19 protein-coding genes are annotated in these 16884 nt (G+C 27.3%); 2 read left to right on the forward strand and 17 right to left on the reverse strand.

Translation table 11 applies throughout. The annotated features are described in order from the left end of the window. Positions 1 to 122 precede the first annotated feature (122 nt). From gap to KGF38_RS02090, 3 genes are all read right to left on the reverse strand, one after another. Positions 123 to 1139, reverse strand: coding sequence for a type I glyceraldehyde-3-phosphate dehydrogenase (gap, locus tag KGF38_RS02080; RefSeq protein ID WP_021384519.1), 1017 nt, complete (start codon positions 1137 to 1139; stop codon positions 123 to 125). A gap of 437 nt (positions 1140 to 1576) precedes the next feature. Then, a complete protein-coding gene (locus tag KGF38_RS02085) occupies positions 1577 to 2185 on the reverse strand; it encodes an NUDIX hydrolase (protein WP_054276666.1) in 609 nt (202 codons plus the stop codon). A 73-nt stretch (positions 2186 to 2258) separates the two neighbouring features. Next, positions 2259 to 2960 (reverse strand): B3/4 domain-containing protein, encoded by a 702-nt coding sequence (locus KGF38_RS02090; protein ID WP_054270247.1) that lies wholly within the window; start codon positions 2958 to 2960, stop codon positions 2259 to 2261. Positions 2961 to 3185: 225 nt separating this feature from the next. Between KGF38_RS02090 and KGF38_RS02095 the strand changes: the two genes are divergently transcribed. Then, positions 3186 to 3452: a DUF1294 domain-containing protein gene (locus KGF38_RS02095; protein WP_054270246.1), complete on the forward strand. Its 267-nt coding sequence runs from the start codon at positions 3186 to 3188 to the stop codon at positions 3450 to 3452. A gap of 101 nt (positions 3453 to 3553) precedes the next feature. Here KGF38_RS02095 and KGF38_RS02100 read toward each other — a convergent pair whose 3' ends face one another. From KGF38_RS02100 to KGF38_RS02160, 13 genes are all read right to left on the reverse strand, one after another. Beyond that, the gene (locus KGF38_RS02100) at positions 3554 to 3973 is read right to left on the reverse strand and encodes a YjdF family protein (RefSeq protein WP_054270245.1); all 420 of its coding nucleotides are present in this window, start codon (positions 3971 to 3973) and stop codon (positions 3554 to 3556) included. Between the two features lie 167 nt (positions 3974 to 4140). Beyond that, positions 4141 to 4923 carry a PhzF family phenazine biosynthesis protein gene (locus KGF38_RS02105; RefSeq protein WP_054270244.1) on the reverse strand — a complete coding sequence of 261 codons (783 nt, stop codon included), beginning with the start codon at positions 4921 to 4923 and terminating at the stop codon, positions 4141 to 4143. A gap of 31 nt (positions 4924 to 4954) precedes the next feature. Then, positions 4955 to 5716 carry an EFR1 family ferrodoxin gene (locus tag KGF38_RS02110; RefSeq protein WP_054270243.1) on the reverse strand — a complete coding sequence of 254 codons (762 nt, stop codon included), beginning with the start codon at positions 5714 to 5716 and terminating at the stop codon, positions 4955 to 4957. Positions 5717 to 5735: 19 nt separating this feature from the next. Further along, a complete protein-coding gene (locus KGF38_RS02115) occupies positions 5736 to 6962 on the reverse strand; it encodes an RtcB family protein (RefSeq protein WP_227832133.1) in 1227 nt (408 codons plus the stop codon). Between the two features lie 249 nt (positions 6963 to 7211). Next, positions 7212 to 8042 (reverse strand): class I SAM-dependent methyltransferase, encoded by an 831-nt coding sequence (locus tag KGF38_RS02120; protein ID WP_054270241.1) that lies wholly within the window; start codon positions 8040 to 8042, stop codon positions 7212 to 7214. 353 nt (positions 8043 to 8395) lie between these two features. Next, positions 8396 to 9298, reverse strand: a complete 903-nt coding sequence (locus KGF38_RS02125) for an SPL family radical SAM protein (RefSeq protein ID WP_074179394.1) — start codon at positions 9296 to 9298, stop codon at positions 8396 to 8398. Between the two features lie 53 nt (positions 9299 to 9351). After that, the gene (locus tag KGF38_RS02130) at positions 9352 to 9813 is read right to left on the reverse strand and encodes a pyrimidine dimer DNA glycosylase/endonuclease V (protein ID WP_054270239.1); all 462 of its coding nucleotides are present in this window, start codon (positions 9811 to 9813) and stop codon (positions 9352 to 9354) included. 51 nt (positions 9814 to 9864) lie between these two features. Further along, complete coding sequence (gene def / locus KGF38_RS02135) at positions 9865 to 10320, reverse strand: peptide deformylase (protein WP_074179396.1); 456 nt, start codon at positions 10318 to 10320, stop codon at positions 9865 to 9867. Continuing rightward, positions 10301 to 10555, reverse strand: a complete 255-nt coding sequence (locus KGF38_RS02140; protein ID WP_054270237.1) for a helix-turn-helix transcriptional regulator — start codon at positions 10553 to 10555, stop codon at positions 10301 to 10303. The genes def and KGF38_RS02140 overlap by 20 nt, the downstream gene beginning before the upstream one ends. A gap of 96 nt (positions 10556 to 10651) precedes the next feature. After that, positions 10652 to 11368 (reverse strand): ABC transporter permease, encoded by a 717-nt coding sequence (locus KGF38_RS02145; RefSeq protein WP_074179397.1) that lies wholly within the window; start codon positions 11366 to 11368, stop codon positions 10652 to 10654. Beyond that, the gene (locus KGF38_RS02150; protein ID WP_054270235.1) at positions 11365 to 12048 is read right to left on the reverse strand and encodes a hypothetical protein; all 684 of its coding nucleotides are present in this window, start codon (positions 12046 to 12048) and stop codon (positions 11365 to 11367) included. Before KGF38_RS02150 ends, KGF38_RS02145 begins: the two co-directional genes overlap by 4 nt. Beyond that, the gene (locus tag KGF38_RS02155; protein WP_074179398.1) at positions 12045 to 12890 is read right to left on the reverse strand and encodes an ABC transporter ATP-binding protein; all 846 of its coding nucleotides are present in this window, start codon (positions 12888 to 12890) and stop codon (positions 12045 to 12047) included. The genes KGF38_RS02150 and KGF38_RS02155 overlap by 4 nt, the downstream gene beginning before the upstream one ends. A 113-nt stretch (positions 12891 to 13003) precedes the next feature. After that, complete coding sequence (locus KGF38_RS02160; RefSeq protein WP_054276654.1) at positions 13004 to 13594, reverse strand: TetR/AcrR family transcriptional regulator; 591 nt, start codon at positions 13592 to 13594, stop codon at positions 13004 to 13006. A gap of 277 nt (positions 13595 to 13871) precedes the next feature. Between KGF38_RS02160 and KGF38_RS02165 the strand changes: the two genes are divergently transcribed. Next, on the forward strand, positions 13872 to 14105 hold the full coding sequence (locus KGF38_RS02165; protein WP_054270232.1) for a hypothetical protein: 234 nt from the start codon (positions 13872 to 13874) through the stop codon (positions 14103 to 14105). Positions 14106 to 14320: 215 nt separating this feature from the next. On the opposite strand, the gene KGF38_RS02170 is transcribed toward KGF38_RS02165, so the two are convergent. After that, on the reverse strand, positions 14321 to 16708 hold the full coding sequence (locus KGF38_RS02170) for a cell wall-binding cysteine protease Cwp13 (RefSeq protein ID WP_074179399.1): 2388 nt from the start codon (positions 16706 to 16708) through the stop codon (positions 14321 to 14323). Positions 16709 to 16884 lie beyond the last annotated feature (176 nt).

Below are 16884 nucleotides of genomic sequence, written 5' to 3' on the forward strand. Positions count from 1 at the left end.
AACTTGTATCTTTTATAGTAAACAAAAAAGATTATGAAAAAATTTTTCCTTCAATATTTTTCATAATCTTTTTTGATAATTTTATGGAATTTTTTTTAAATTTTTTTTAAAAAAGTTATGTATTATTGTAATTTTTCAGCTATATATTTTACTAAATCAACTGTTCTTGATGAATATCCCCATTCATTATCGTACCATGACACTACTTTAACCATATTGTCTTCTATAGCCATTGTGGATAGAGCATCTATAATAGATGATCTAGAATCTCCTCTAAAGTCTATAGAAACAAGTGGTTTGTCACAATATCCTAGAACTCCTTTTAATTCTCCTTCAGCAGCATCTTTTAATGCAGAGTTTACTTCTTCAACTGTAACGTTTTCTTTAAGTTCACACACTAAATCAACAAGTGAAACTGTTGGTGTTGGCACTCTAAGTGAAAAACCATTTAATTTTCCTTCTAATTGTGGTAATACTCTTGACACAGCTTTTGCTGCTCCTGTAGTGGTAGGTATTATAGATTCAGCCGCTGCTCTTGCTCTTCTCAAGTCTTTATGGCTCTTATCTAATATTCTTTGATCGTTAGTATATGAATGTACTGTAGTCATTAAGCCTTTTACTATACCAAATTTTTCGTCCAATACTTTAGCAAATGGTGCTAGGCAATTTGTAGTACAAGATGCATTTGAAATTATATTGTGCTTTTCATTATCATATTGTTCTTCATTAACTCCGATAACTATAGTTATATCTTCATTTTTTCCTGGAGCTGTTATAATTACTTTTTTTGCTCCTGCTTTAATATGCTTTTCTGCCTTTTCTCTTTGTGTAAACAATCCTGTTGATTCTATTACTATATCAACTCCAAGTTCCTTCCATGGTAATTCTTCTGGGTCATTATATCTTAATATTTTTATTTCCTTAGAATTTACTACTAAAGTATCTTCATCTTTTGCTTCTACTTCACCTCTAAAAGTTCCATAGCATGAATCATATGTAAATAAATGTGCCAAAGATTCTGTTGTTGCTCTTGCATTTATGGCTACAATTTCTATATTATCTCCTAATTCTTCTTGAGCTATTCTTAATACAGCTCTTCCTATTCTTCCAAATCCGTTCATTCCTACCTTAATTTTCATTATGAAATGTCTCCCTCCATTACTATGTTTTTACATGATTATTGTACACTAAACAAATCATTTGTTCAATACTTTTTCTTGATTAAATAATTAAATTCTATGTTTTTTTATTATCAAAAGAGAATTAGTGTATCATTTTTATCTGTTTTAACCCTCATTTAGTATATACTTTTTATCATGTGAGGTCTGAAGTCATTTATTTTACTCAATGTCCCTTGGGACATATTTCGCCATCTTTTTTTTGAATTTTTAAACTATACTTATTCATAAAATATACTATATTAGATATTCTTTTTTAATTTAAAATAATAAAAAACAGATAAATTATTATTTAGCCCAAAAATATATAAACTTCTAAACTTTAATACACAAAAAAGAGATTATAATTTCTATAACTAAAATAAACTTTAATCATATCTATAATCTCTTTTCTATAACTATTCAAATAATTTAGTTCCTAAGCTTACAAACATCTGTAAAATTAAAAATGCTTTTGTATCTATTTTATGATTACTTGCTAGAATCTCTTTGGCTTCTTCTTGCGAGATTAAAAAAGCTTCAATGTCTTCATCAGGTTCTAAAAATTCATCTGTTATCTCTCCATCACATATACAATAAATAAATGCAACAGATTCATCACTCATTCCAGGAGATAAGTATACTTTATCTTTACTCTTATCTTTTTTGATTTCTAAAAGAGTAAGTCCTGTTTCTTCTCTAAGTTCTCTTTCAACAGAAGTCCCTATAGATTCACCTTCATCAACAAGCCCTGCTGGTAATTCATATATATAGTCATTGATAGGTACTCTAAATTGTTTTATCAAAATCAGTTTTCCACTACTTTTATGAAGTCCCACTATTACAACTGCATCTGCACTATCTTCTTCATTTTTCAAATAAATGCGTTTTAGTTCTTCATGACTTTTTCTTGATGCTACCATCCAAACCTTATCTTCATTCAATTTATTCTTATACTCAATTTCAAAAAGTCCTATAAACTTATTTTCAATCAATGGATTTACATTATTTATTATAGTTTTTTTCAAATTTACTACGACCTTTCTTTTTTAATACCATCAAGCAAATATAAATATGATGCCTTAATAAATATTTACCTTATTATATTTCCATTTCTGGATTATCTTTATCTACAAAACCTACTTTAATCTCACAATCAAAGATTTCTTTTAATAACTTCGCTAATTCTTCTCTTGCACTCATTACTTTATCCAAATTAGCATCAGTGAAACCATCTATAGGGAAAAATATATTTTTTGAACTATTAGTTATTTTTCCTTCCTCTCCTTGTCTCCATATCCATCTTCTAGTCTTTACCATATCTCCAACAGAATAGATTAATTCTCCCTCTTCCATTAACTCAACATCAGTTTCTCCAAATGGAACAAATTTATCCCCTTCTTTTGAAAATCTAACATATACATCATCATTTCTAAAATCCATATCATGCGCACCCATTGGAAGTAAATATTTTAAAGAAATAGAATTTCCTAAATCTACAATAGGATTTATATGAGGAAGTTTCTTATTCTTAGCAACTCTTGTTGTCATTGCTTCTATTGAACTCATAAATTTGTTTGGGTTCATTCCCAAGCTTCTAAAGGCTTCTCTATATGGTATGATTTCTTCTGATTCTTTCACTTTTTTATCTTTAAAGTAATCTTCTACTCTATCTATACTTATATCTAAAAGATTACTTATTCTTTCAATTTCTTTAGTATTATCTATCCCTTTTGCTACTACTACCCCAAAACATACATTTTCTAATTTATCAAAGACTTCTTTTTCTACTATAAATTTCATTTTGTCTTATCCTCCTGTTATTTACATTATTTTCTAAGTAAATTTTATCACTTTATGTCTTATAAATATACCCCCTATTTATCAATTGTTTAAGTTTTTTAAATTTTCCAATTAATGTTATATTTAATCTTTCCAAATATCTTATATGTACTAATTGCAAATTTAACTTTCAAAAACAGAACTCTTACTTTATAATGTATAATATATTTTTATGGAGGTTAGATTATGAAAAATTTTATTTTGATATATTTTATAGTTATTAATTTTATTGCTTTCTTTTCAATGTATATAGATAAAAAAAGAGCAATTAAAAATGAATGGAGAATAAAAGAAGCCACTCTTATTTCTATAGCTGTAATTGGAGGCAGTATAGGTTCTATAACTGGTATGTATTCTTTTAGACATAAAACTAAGCATATTAAATTTACGTTTGGGATACCATTTATAATATTCCTACAATTATTATTAATATATTTTTATATTTTAAAGTAATTGAAATACAAAACTTTATTTTTCCAATAAATTAAGGTGTATGAAACTTTTGATTTCATACACCTTTTTCTAGCAATTCATAAAAAAACATCTAATTAAAATTAATGACCTTTATGTTTGGCTTTTCTCTTTTCTTGTTTCAAATTGAAAAGTCTTTCTTTTTCTTCTTCTTTCCTATCTTTAGCTAGAATTTTTTTATCCTGCTTTCTTTCTTCATATTGATGCTTAAGGGCATTTTGAGCCTTAGTTCCTATAGTTTCTTTTTCTTGTTCCTTTTTTACTTTTCTCTGCATTCTTTTGTATCCAACTTTGTCTTTGGTTATATTCTTTTCTAACTTAATACTACCAAAATCTAATGAGAAAAATCTTTCAAGTATAAATTCATATACTTCTACCTCTTTAGGTTCTGCTCCAAAAACTACTCTACATGCTTCATATTTCTTACCATCTTGTCTTTCAAATACACCTATCCAAAATGGCTCTTCAAATAAAACTGTCAATTTTCCACTAACTTTGTCCATTGCTAGTTCCTCCTATTTAGTTACTTTCTAAAGAACGGACAACCAAGGAGGCAGGTTACTGACAGCAATTGCTGCGTCTGGACTACCAACCAGACTGTGTTTTTATCTTTATAAATTAAATATTATCTTTTTTAATAATCATTGTCAATGTTGATATCAATTAATTTCTAAGTATCGATTTTTATTGTTCCCTGCATAAATAAAACTGCTTCACCAGAAATTCTCACAGTATTATCTTCTAATAATTCACACTGAATTATACCACCTCGATTAGACAGTTGTGTTGCTACCATTTTATTTTTTCCCAATCTTTCAGCCCAATATGGAATTAAATTACAATGAGATGAACCAGTTACAGGGTCCTCTGAATCTAATTCTGGACAAAAATATCTTGAAACAAAATCTGTATTACTCCCTTGTGCTGTAATTATTATACCTAACCAATCTGTCAATTTACGCAAATTTGCATAATTAGGTACATAATTTATAACTTCTTGTTCACTATTTAGTAATAAAATTAAATCTCTTGAAGAGTAAATAGCACTTGGTATACAACCTATCAAATCAATTTGTTGTGGTGATAATTCTATTTCAGTAGGCATTAGTTTTGGAAATGTCAACTCATATAGATTCCCATTTCGTGTAACTTTAAGATTTCCACTTTGAGTAACAAACTCTATTTTTTGAATATTACTATCAATAAAATTTGATATTATATAAGCTGCTGCCAAAGTTGCATGCCCACATAAATCAATTTCTGCTTTAGGAGTAAACCATCGTAATTCATAATTTTCCTTATTTTTGACTATAAATGCAGTTTCTGGCAGATTGTTTTCTTCTGCTATTTTCTGCATTAATTCCAAAGGCAACCTCTTGTCAAGTACACAAACTCCAGCAGGATTTCCTTTAAATAATTTACTTGTAAATGCATCAACTATGTAGTATTCCATTCCTTATATTCACTTCCTAATTTCAATTTTCTTATATGTATTTCTCAATATTACTCTGTTCAACAACCATTTTACCTAATAATGTGATTGCTTGCTTCGGACAATTATTTACACACCGATAACACATTGTACACTGACTATTGGAAACAACCATCTCATTTTTAATTACTAAATTATTCATTGGACATAAATCAATACATTTACCACATATGATACATTTATCATCATTTATTTTTAGTTTGTCTGTATATCGATTCATTTTATTAATAAAATATAGTCTTTGTCCAAATAGTCCTACAATATGACACAAAAAACCTAACCCATCTTTTGGTGGTATCCCATACTTCAAATCTTTACTAGCTTTCTTTATTTTATTTTCTGCTTTTATTACTAAATTTCTATTGTAATCCAAAGAATGTTTTAATACCTTTTCATCTCCTATACTATCTGGCATCTTTATGTGTAGCCCACCAACAGTAGTAGCTCCATATTTTTTAAATATTCTAGATAAAACACCAGAACCATCTCCACTAAACAGAGCCATAGTGGCAATAATAAAAATATGTTTCCCATTCCACAAGGATGAATTATTGACTATAAAATCTTTTAATATTTTAGGTACATTACTATATTGTACAGGATAACCCAAAACAATGTCCTCATGATTGTGGATGTATTTTAAAAGTTCACTATCTTCAATAGAATAAGAATCTGCTGTTGTATCGTATTCTTGTAAAAATTTTTCTACACAGTATTTTGAATTACCTGTTCCACTAAAATATATTCCTAACATCGATTTACTCCTACAATTATTAATTTGATTTAAAATTATAAATAGGTTTCAATATATTAATTATGTCAACCGTATCTCTTATATTTTCTACAATCTCATCAATTGGTTTGTACGCTTGAGGTGCTTCGTCAATAGTTTTAATATTTACACTTGTTGTAAATATATTTTTCATAGATTCTTCATAATCTTTCATATTTATATTTCTTTTAGCTTCTCCTCTTGAAAGTATGCGTCCTGCACCATGAGGGGCAGAATTAACCCAATCTAAATTGCCTTTGCCTACTCCCAATATAACACCATCTCTCATGTTTATAGGAATTAGTAATTTTCTACCTTCATATGCTGCTATAGCTCCTTTTCTTAATATCTTATTTTCAATTTCTATATAATTATGTATAGTTTGAAAATGTTCTAAATCATTAAATTTAAGACCTATGCATTCTTCAATTATTCTTTTAGCCATTGTATCTCTGTTTAATTCAGCATATCTCTGTATAATATCCATATCATGAAGATAATCATCCATTAATCTTCCTTCTAAATAACATAAATCTTTTGGTATTTTAGGAGTAAAGTTATGTTCTTTTTTAAGCCTAATCAATGCATCTTGAATCTCATCTTCTCTATTTTCCTTTTTATACTCCTCTATAAGTCTTTTACTATCGTCTTCAAATTCATTGTTGGCTCTGATATAATAATCATAAGCTTTTTTTTGATAGCATTTTGCTACTCTATTTCCAAGATTCCTACTACCTGAGTGTATTATTAAATACTTATTTTTTTCATTATCTTCATCTAACTCAATGAAATGATTTCCTCCTCCAAGACTCCCAATTGCCCTGTTATATTCCTCAGTTGCTTTTCCTATATCTTTTAAACAGTATAATGATTCTATTTCTTTTTTGTAATTTGCCTTACTATATTTATTTATATTAAATCCATGAGGTATTTTCTCTCTTATGAAATCATCTATTTTTTTTAAATCCAAATCGATTTTACCTAGATTTGCACATAAAACACCACAACCTATGTCAACTCCAACAAGATTTGGAACAATTTTATCTTGTATTGTCATGACAGTACCTATTACACAACCAGCACCTGCGTGGCAATCTGGCATTATTCTTATCTTAGACTTAGCTGTAAACTCCTGATTACATAATTCTATTATCTGACTTATAGTTGTACTATCTACATTCTCTGTAAATATTTTTGCTTTATTACACTTTCCTTGAACCTCTAACATCAATATCACATCCTTTTTAGCTCTTTTGAGATATATGTTACTTTTAATAGCATTAATTGTTTTAAAAGATATCTAAATAAATTTTATATAGAAATAACAATCTAAATATTAACTCTTACTTTTGTATAAGTAAATTTATAATGTATTAAAAGTAACATAAAAATTCCCATTTTTCAATATATGTGCTTTTCTTATATTATTTTATTATTATCGGTTTCAAGTTTTTATTTATCCATTTAGAAATATTTATTATTTCTGTAAAACTAATCCCATAGTCATACTATCATCAGAATATGCCTCACCTTTAACATTACTAAAAAACTCAACAGACTTAAATCCAATATCTTGAATTTCTAATAAGAAACTTTCTTTTGAAAAATAGTGATTCCAAATATAAAATACATTTTCATGTTTTTCTGTCATCACAAGGGTTTGCTCAAGTGTATTATAATCACTGTATTTACAATTATCTTGTATACACATATATCTTTCGCTACTCCAAAATCCCCCATCTTCATTTATTTCCCAGCTCTTAATCTCTTCAAAATCATTGTATTTATTTATTGTAAATACATCTAATATCAATTTTCCTCCAGGTTTTAAACTTTTATAAATTTTCTCCATTAACAATCTTCTGTCTTCAGTTGATAAAGCTCCATAATCACAATAAATTAAAGTAGCTAAATCAAATTCTTCATTGTAATTCATACTTAAATAACTTTGAAATAAATAGTTTATATTTAAATTCGTTTCTTTATTTCTATTTTGTGCATATTTAATAGAACGTTTTGAGAAATCAATTCCGGTTACCTTATATCCTTTTTGCGCAAATCTCTCTGCATATAATCCTGGGCCACATCCTAAATCAATTAATTTAGGATAATCTTTTGGACTTGCAACTGTAGCTATCCAATTTACAGAATCCTCAATAAAGTTAAAATTTCTACTTGCTCCTTCAAAGTCAACATCTAAATGAGCTTTTAATAATTGTTTTGAAATGTACTCGTCATTCCAAAAATTAATTTCACTTCTTTTGTAAAGCTCTGGTCTTTCTAAATACATACATAATTTGTTTAACAAAACATACCACTCCTTAAAATTTTTATTTTTAAAATAAAAAAACCACAGAGTTTACTCTGTGGTTTAACTTCAAAAAGATGAGTTTAAATAAGAGTAAAATAGAACCAAATATTTTTAAGCACAACAATAAAACTGTAGTTTAACTTTGTTTGCTTATTAAATTTGATTTTATTCACTCTTTTCCAGAAATACTTATATCAACGATTTTATGATATCAAGTATCACCGAACAACATCATCCTTTCATATTTTTATTTTATGAATTAATTATATATTTAATGTTTATATTTGTCAATAAGATTTAATTTAAACATTTCACAATCATTTCTCTAAAAATATTTTTTATATCTGAAATTAATCAAAAAAAGATAACTGTACATCTTGTGTTTTTTTTAATTTTTCATTCATTACCTTAGAGTAACTACTTGATAAATAATGTTTGTTTCTAAGTTCATTGACCATTTTATACAATTGATTTTTATACTCTCTATTAGCTGAGCCTGTACTATATAGTATTGATAATTTATTAAATAATTCAGGAAACTCTTTTTTAACAAAGTCAAAAAAGACACCTCTAGTTAGCCCTCGTAAGTACAATATCCCAGGCAAAACGTAATGTACATTACATTCTCTTGCATATGTAAATAAAGAATTTATATTCTCAAAATCATCTGTGATATACGGTATAATTGGCATAATATGCAATCCAACTGATGCGTTAGTTTTTCTGAACTCTTTTAACATATTAAACCTTCTCATTGAATCTACACCATTTGGTTCAATAAGTTTTTGTATATCTTTATTTACTGTTGTGATTGTAGATGCTATGTTTATGTATGTAATCCTAGATAATTTGTCAATCAAATCATAATCTCTCAAGATTAAATCCGATTTTGTGGAAATAATAGCTGGTGTCTTATACTTTATTAATAGATTTAATATTTCTGGCATAATTTTATAATCTTCCTCTATTGGTTGATAGCTATCTGTAACACCACCTATATTAATTACTTCTCTGTTCCACTTACTGCTTCTAAGTTGTTTCTCAAGTTTTTCTACTATATTCGTTTTCACATAAATCTCTTCAAAATAATTATTAGAATTAATATATTTATGAGAATAAATAGCATAGCAGTATTTACATCCATGCTCGCATCCACGATAAATATTTAAATCCCATTTATAGGGCATACTTCTTTTTAATTTATTACAAGCTATTTCACAATCTATTGGAATATATTTTACCTTAGTATACAAATAATCACCTCTTTATACATAATAATATCACAATATTAAATCATAATAATTAATTAGAGTAGGTAATTTCCAGACCATAATTTATAATCTTCACCATATTTATAAAGTAATATCTTCCATTCATCCATGGGTATTCCTCCACAGGTCGCTTTTTCTTCTAAATTATATAAGCACTGCCTCAAATATATTTTATTGTGCCAAGAATTATATAGATTCTCTAAACTTAAACTATGCACCTTAGATATATCATTTGAGAAATTGTTGTTCTCCCACTTTAATATACTTATGTATTTGAGTTCATTAGGCTTATAATTTCTCTTTAACATTTCATCATGTATAATTCTTGTATAAAACTTAAACTCGTCTATACTATAATCCAAGACCTTATTAACTAATAGATGGTTTGGTGTACCTTTTTTATCTATAGAACCTTTTATAGCAAGTAGTTCTCTCCATTGACTTACTAATTGATTTTTAGGTAATACATCAATTAAATCCTTATGCCATAATCTCATAATTTAACTCCTCACTATAAAATATTTTCTAAATTTAATCCTAAGTATATCTTATAACTTTACATGTTCAATAATTTTATCTGTAAAAACTATACCATTTAAATGGTCTATCTCATGACAAAGACATTTTGCCATAAAACCTGAACCTTTAATTTCTATTTTTTCACCATACTCATTTAAAGCTTGTACTGTAACTTTTTTCGGTCTTTTTAATTTTCCCCATGTTTCAGGAAAACTTAGACAACCTTCAACAACAATTTGTTCTCCTTCTTCTTTAAGAATTTCAGGATTAACAAGCTTAATAAGACCTTCTCCTAAATCTATAACAACTAATCGTTTTAATACTCCTACTTGGCATCCAGCCAGTCCTCCACCATTTGGTGTATTATACATAGTCTCTGCCATATCATTTAATATCTCTCTTATCTTATTATCTACATTTTCTACATACTTACTCTTTTTTCTTAAAATTTCATCATCAAAAGTTCTAATCTCTCTTAGAGCCATAATGTTCCCCCCTACTTATCTGTGCTCTTGATTTTCTTTCACTTTCTTCAAATAAAAATACACTCTCAATTGGCTCATTAAAAACACTTGAAATATCATATGCCAACCATATTGAAGGTTCATTTTTACCAGTTTCTATAGCATTTATCGCCTGTCTAGACGTTCCAACTAATATGCCAAGTTGTTCTTGTGTTAAACCTAAATTTTCTCTTAATATCTTTATTTTATTTTTCATACATACTCCATTCATGTAATGTTAACCTTACATTTCAAATGTAACATTTTTCAACCTCAATGTCAAGTTAACCTTACATTCATTCTATAAATTGTCTTACTTGATTATTTTTTTACTAAATTTTTTAAATAGTAAAAAAACCCATACTAATGATATAAAAAATGAAATAAATACATATATATAATTACTTTCCTTAAACGCCTTTGACAACCAAAATGTTGGCAAGAAAAAGAGAATATATTGTACTCTATTAAAAATAAAAAATGGTGCTAAAATACCCATTATAAAAACACCTGATAATTTAGTAATAGCCATTCCTTCCAATTTATTTGAGGATAAAGAAATCACCAACATTGATGTAATGGTTGCTTGTAACAAAGCTATTAAAGAAATTAATATGTTTGACAAGAAAGTGATTTTAGTTAAAGAAAAAATCATTAATAAAACTACTGTAATAACAAATGCTAAAATAGTTGGTATTCCAAGTCTTGAAATAAGATAACCAGTTTTACCAAGTGGGGTTACTATTAAATACCTTGAAATATTGTCATCAATCTCTCCTAATATGACCATTGTAAAAGCAAAGGAGAACATAAAAGGTGTAATAAAAGCCATAAGCAAATCAAACATCAAGAAATATGACTTTAAATTTAACTGATAGTAAAACTTATCAGACAATATATCTTGTATTAATGGTATTCCAAATTTTATAAATACTCCACACAGTATTGGAGAAACACATACTGCAAAAAGGATTGCATCTCTTTTAACTTGTCCAAACTCTTGTTTAAAAGCATTTATAATCTTTATCATAATTTTACTCCACCTACCTTTTTCCAACTACTACAAATAAAATAATAGGTTATAAAATAAGTTATTATTATCATTAATATTAAAATTAAAATATTAATTACTATAAAACTTTTATCCCCACTAATAAGAGAAATGCATACATTAAAAGGATAAAAATCTATATATGATTTTGTATCAATAAATACATTGAGTATTGGTGGAATAAAACATATAATCTCAATAGGAATAGTTGAAACAATAAACTTATTTAAGCTAGATACTCTACTTGCAATCATCAATCCAAGTAAAGAAAATATAACAGAAGAAAAAAAAGTTCCTATAATTATTATTACAATGTTATCTAAATTTACTGCACTGGCAATAAATATAGCAACAATACTAGATATTATTCCTAGTGAAATTACCTTTGATAAAATGTATTCTGACACTTTTACTGGAGATACAGTTAAAGAATTTAAAACTCGTTGACTTTTCTCAAGAAGTACAATAGCCCCCATAAAAAACAATCCCATTGCTGCTGGGTCAGAATAAATCATAATTATGGCTATCTTTTCTCTCATAAAAGTCGGAAATACATTGATAACACAAATATATATAATACTTAAAATAATATATAAAAAATAAAAACCATATTTAAATTGAAACTTTATATCTCCTACTATAAGGTTTTTTAGTCTCATTGTAAGTTCCTCCCTGTTATCTCAATGAAAATATCATTTAATGTTGGTTCGCTACTATGTATTGATAAAAGTTTATTTTTTTTAATAAGCATATTCAAGTTTTTGTCATTACTAGTATTGTTCAAAAAACATTCAGAAGTTTTTTCTCCATTATCAAAATAAGTATATCTGATTTTTATAGCTCCTTTTGACATGATAAGGTTATGTGGTGTATCTAATGCAGATATTTTTCCATTTACAATAAACGCTACCCTATCACAAAGCTCTGTTGCATCCAGCATATTATGAGTTGTTAAGATAATAGTTTTACCTTTAGACTTTTCTGATAAAATTATGTCTTTCATAACTTTGCTGTTTGATGGGTCAAGACCACTTGTTGGTTCATCCAAAAATAAAATATCTGGATTATGTAATAAAGCTTTTATAAAATTTAGTCTAGATTTCATCCCTTTTGAATATTCAGATATCTTTTTATTTCCTTCATTTTCTAAACCTACTGATTTTAATAGTTCATCAATAGGTAGCAATTTTTTGGAATATAAAGAACCAAAATATTTTAGATTTTCTATTGCAGTCAATTTTTCATACAAACTTGGAAATTCAAAATCAACACCTATATTTTCATAAAATTTATTTGAACATTTTTTACTTTCTATTCCATTAACAACTACACTTCCTTTGTAATTGGTTATCATGCCAATTAGAATCTTTTGTAGTGTTGATTTTCCTGCCCCAGATGGACCTAAGAATCCTAGTATTTCCCCCTTCCCTACTTTAAAATTAATATTTTGTAAAAAATCTCTATCTGTGTAACTAAATGATAAATTATCAACCTTAATCATTTTATACCATCCTTTCTACTTTTTGACCATTTTAATTATATAGTCAATAAAAGATAATTTTTTTGTTTGTTAACTATTCTCTATAAAAACAATTAGCAAACAAAAGTTAAACTCTACTTTATAAGTTGTATAACTAATCCATGTATCATTAACCTTAAAGCATCTTCAAAGCAATCACTTCCAACTTCTCGTTTATATAACATAGTAAGAAAAACTGCTCTAAAAGCGCCACTAAAGCTTTCTATATCCTTATTTTTTGCATTTGGTATATAAGATATAATCTCTCCAATTTCAAAATCATCATGTTTGAAATGTTCTTCCATTATCGAATCTGGTAACTTTCGCATTAAGATTTCAAGTTCTCCACTTACCATAATATTTAAAATCGAGGTACTATCAACTAGTTTATAAAATTTCATAAATATCTCTGTCAATTGCTCACATGTAATATTTTCATCTATCCTCCCTATTTCGTACAGAATCTGTTTCTGTATAGAATCATGTATATCTCTAAGTACCTCAAAAAAGAGTACTTCTTTTGATTGAAAAAATAAATAAAAAGTTCCTTTTGGTATTTTTACCCTTCTTACAAGCTCATCAACAGTAGTCTTTCTGATACCATATTGCTCCATACATAAGCTTGCTTCTTCCTTAAGCCTTTTTATTATATACTCTCTTTCTTTATCAGAATATGATTTAGGCATTTTTTCTCCTCCATTTTGACTAAAATATTTTATACAGTCAATATAATACTTTTTTTATTAACTGTCAATAGCTTTATTAATATACTTAAAAATCTTCGAAAATTCTGAATTTTTTATAGCATTTTTTATTCTATAGTGTTATAATATAAGTATAAATAATATATTATTCTAATTTTCATATCTATTTGCTTATTTTTTAACTTAGTTTCTAATAGAAGTAATCATATTCATCTTTTTAAAAATTTCATTTTTAATAAAAAATAAAGGAGTTGATTTCATGACTACTACTACAAAGAACCGTTTTCAAGATTATGTACAAGAAAACTTAAATAAATATGTTGAAGTGCATTCTTATTTTAGCAGTTGTCCTCTATATGGTGAAATTATAGAAGCAGACAGCTTATCAATTACACTTTGCTCAAGATATATAGATGACTCTAATCCAACTTTAAACGAAACTTACACATTATATTTACCATTAAGCTCAATAATATCTATTAGAACACTATAAAAAGTTAATTATATATGGGTTATTTATATATAAAATGCAAAATTTTCTGTATAAAATAACCCTTTTTATTTGTGTTTTTAAATGTATAATATGCAAATTAAAAGCTGAAAATAAAATTTTATAATTATTGATTATTTTATTTATCAATAATTTAAAATAATTATTTTCAGCTCTTATTAATAAAAATTACTAATACATATTAATATTTAAGTATCTTATTTAGCACTCTTTAATTTTACTAACTCTTTAAATGCATTTTGATTTGCTCCACCACCAACTTGAGTTACTTTTTCTAAAGTCTTGTTTTTAAGAACTTCTTTTTGGCTATCAGCTAATTTGTCTCCAACTAAAATTACTGGTGAACCAGTTTTAGACCCTAGAGGACCAACTGCCAAGCCATCTATCAAATCATTTTGACTCTTAATTCCATTTTTAACTACAAATGCATTTTTTAAAGTATCTTTTTTATAAAAATTATCTATTATCTTGGAATTAGTTTCATCTCTACTACTACCAGATAATCTAATTGGATTTTTCAATTTACTCTCTAAATTACTTGATAAAGATACTGTTCCTCCAATAATATAAGATTTATCTATATTTAATGAATTTAAAAAGTCATCAGCTCCTTGCAATTCGCTTTTTTCATTTGCAAGTATAATTGGTATATTATTTTCTGCTGCGGCTGCTCCTACACTAATGGCATCAGCTAATCCCTTTACTCCATTAACAACTGCTATTTGAGAAACACTTTTTATACTATTTAGTTTTTGAGCTAATAGTAAACTTGTCTTATATCTATCACTTCCTGATATTCTCTCTATTGATATGTTTAAGTTTTTTAATTGTTGTTCAATTTCTTTACTTATAGAATTCTCTCCACCTATTAAGTATACTTTCTTAACACCTAATCTTTGTATCTCAGCCTTAGTCTTTGAATTCAAAGTTTCTTTTTGTGTTAATAGTATTGGCGAATTGATAGCAGATGTAAAAGGAGTTGCTGCTAATGCGTCCACTATTGAACCTCCATTTACTAAAACTACATTTTCTGAAGAATTAAAACCATTTTGACTAACTTTGATAGCAGTTTCATATCTATCACTACCAATTAAAGACTCATTTGGTATACTCTCTCCAGAAGACTTTTCTGTAACAGCTTTTATAGTGAAATTACATGGATAGAAGTTGCTATCTCTATTTATATCGAAGAATTTTCCAGTACTATCTATAACGTAACTTTCACCTAAATTAGCTTTTGCTTTAAATGTATCGTATCCTGGTACATTTGATTCAGAGCCTATAGTTGATTCTCCATTTTTTGCCTCTATACTGACTACAATTGCTCCTTTTCCTGCTGGTATATCAAAAGAATCAATTGGAACTGTTATGTATCCTGAATATTGTGCAGTACCTTCTTTTAACTTTTTCATATTATTCTCTTGAGGTATACCATTTACTACTGGAGCATAATATACTTCATATTTAGCCCCTATACTCTCAGTTAAGAACATTACAGATTTTAGAGTCTCATCACCTCTATTAAAATCAAATACATTTGCAGCTGTTATTTTGTTTGAAATTAAAGGAACAATACTTGCATAGTCATGTTGATACATTTTTTCGTCATCATTTGGCTTTTGACCACCTTTGATTGAAAAGTTATCTATATCAGACATAAGTGTTTTATCTTCATAAGATATCCAGAAATATCCATTCTCAGAATTATAATCTCCCCAGCTATTTTTTATTAGCCAAGCACCATTTTTTGATGGTTTAATGTTTGCATTAAAACTGTCTTTAGAATAGTTATCATCCCAGCCCACAATTGAAATAGCATGATTAGTATTAAAACTTTTTGTTGGACAATAGTATGCATTTTGATTTTCACTTTGATATTTAATATCTTCATAATAACCAGATGTTACTGCTCCATACTGCAATATAGCATTTTTTGTAGAATTTATATCATTACTTACACATACAGCATCTGTTACATTAAAAACAGTTGGAGATGTATTCATATTAGTTGGCTTTGTAGCTCCTTGTGCTTTAGATACTTTACCATTGTATGGAATGTCTTTTTCCAATTTAGGACCTGACCAAGATGTTAAATAGCCCATAGCTTCATAATTTAAAGCACCATCCATGTCATTTACAGTCCATCCATATTCACCCTCTGAAGCCCACCATCTTAGATGTTCTTCTGATAAATCATAATCTCCATAGTTATTTAATTTCAAGAAACTCTCTAAAGTTGCCATTGCAGCGAAATCCCAGCATATTCCTAGATTTTCTTGATTTTTTACTGATGTCATAAGACCTAATTTTCTAGGGTCATAAGATGCTGGTGCGGTTCTTCCTTTACTCTGAATTTGAGTACCTTCCAGTTGATATGGATTTGGTATAATACCATTATATTTTTCTGTACGTCCATTTTTAGCATCTTTTAGATATTGTTTATAAGTTTCACTGTATTCTGCTTTTTTTATCTGATTCAATGTACTACTACTGTCAGCTGATACAGGAATTGTTGACATTACTAAAATAGATATTAAAAATAGTGCAACAAATCTTGCTGCTTGTTTTGAAGCAAATTTCTTCACGCGTTCTCCCCCTCACTTCGATCTAATTTTAAAAACTTTAATGTTATATATGATTAAATATAAATTATTTACAAATATATAATCATTTAAATCAATTATACCAAAGTTTCCCTTTATAAATAAACAAAATAAAATAAAAAACTGGATTTATCCCAAATAAATCCAGTTTTCTTGTT

Source organism: Clostridioides sp. ZZV14-6387 (assembly GCF_020657835.1).
In the GTDB taxonomy this organism is placed as follows: Bacteria; Bacillota; Clostridia; order Peptostreptococcales; family Peptostreptococcaceae; genus Clostridioides; species Clostridioides difficile_A.

Bases quoted from the DNA above. Each gene is read 5' to 3' on its own strand.
- KGF38_RS02090 (WP_054270247.1), bottom strand. From the start codon at position 2,960: ATGAAATTTATAGTAGAAAAAGAAGTCTTTGATAAATTAGAAAATGTA.
- KGF38_RS02165 (WP_054270232.1), top strand. From the start codon at position 13,872: ATGACTACTACTACAAAGAACCGTTTTCAAGATTATGTACAAGAAAAC.
- KGF38_RS02115 (WP_227832133.1), bottom strand. From the start codon at position 6,962: ATGTTAGAGGTTCAAGGAAAGTGTAATAAAGCAAAAATATTTACAGAG.
- KGF38_RS02110 (WP_054270243.1), bottom strand. From the start codon at position 5,716: ATGTTAGGAATATATTTTAGTGGAACAGGTAATTCAAAATACTGTGTA.
- KGF38_RS02130 (WP_054270239.1), bottom strand. From the start codon at position 9,813: ATGAGATTATGGCATAAGGATTTAATTGATGTATTACCTAAAAATCAA.
- KGF38_RS02160 (WP_054276654.1), bottom strand. From the start codon at position 13,594: ATGCCTAAATCATATTCTGATAAAGAAAGAGAGTATATAATAAAAAGG.
- KGF38_RS02155 (WP_074179398.1), bottom strand. From the start codon at position 12,890: ATGATTAAGGTTGATAATTTATCATTTAGTTACACAGATAGAGATTTT.
- KGF38_RS02100 (WP_054270245.1), bottom strand. From the start codon at position 3,973: ATGGACAAAGTTAGTGGAAAATTGACAGTTTTATTTGAAGAGCCATTT.
- KGF38_RS02105 (WP_054270244.1), bottom strand. From the start codon at position 4,923: ATGGAATACTACATAGTTGATGCATTTACAAGTAAATTATTTAAAGGA.
- def (WP_074179396.1), bottom strand. From the start codon at position 10,320: ATGGCTCTAAGAGAGATTAGAACTTTTGATGATGAAATTTTAAGAAAA.
- KGF38_RS02095 (WP_054270246.1), top strand. From the start codon at position 3,186: ATGAAAAATTTTATTTTGATATATTTTATAGTTATTAATTTTATTGCT.
- gap (WP_021384519.1), bottom strand. From the start codon at position 1,139: ATGAAAATTAAGGTAGGAATGAACGGATTTGGAAGAATAGGAAGAGCT.
- KGF38_RS02145 (WP_074179397.1), bottom strand. From the start codon at position 11,368: ATGATAAAGATTATAAATGCTTTTAAACAAGAGTTTGGACAAGTTAAA.
- KGF38_RS02150 (WP_054270235.1), bottom strand. From the start codon at position 12,048: ATGAGACTAAAAAACCTTATAGTAGGAGATATAAAGTTTCAATTTAAA.
- KGF38_RS02140 (WP_054270237.1), bottom strand. From the start codon at position 10,555: ATGAAAAATAAAATAAAGATATTAAGAGAAAATTTAGGTTTAACACAA.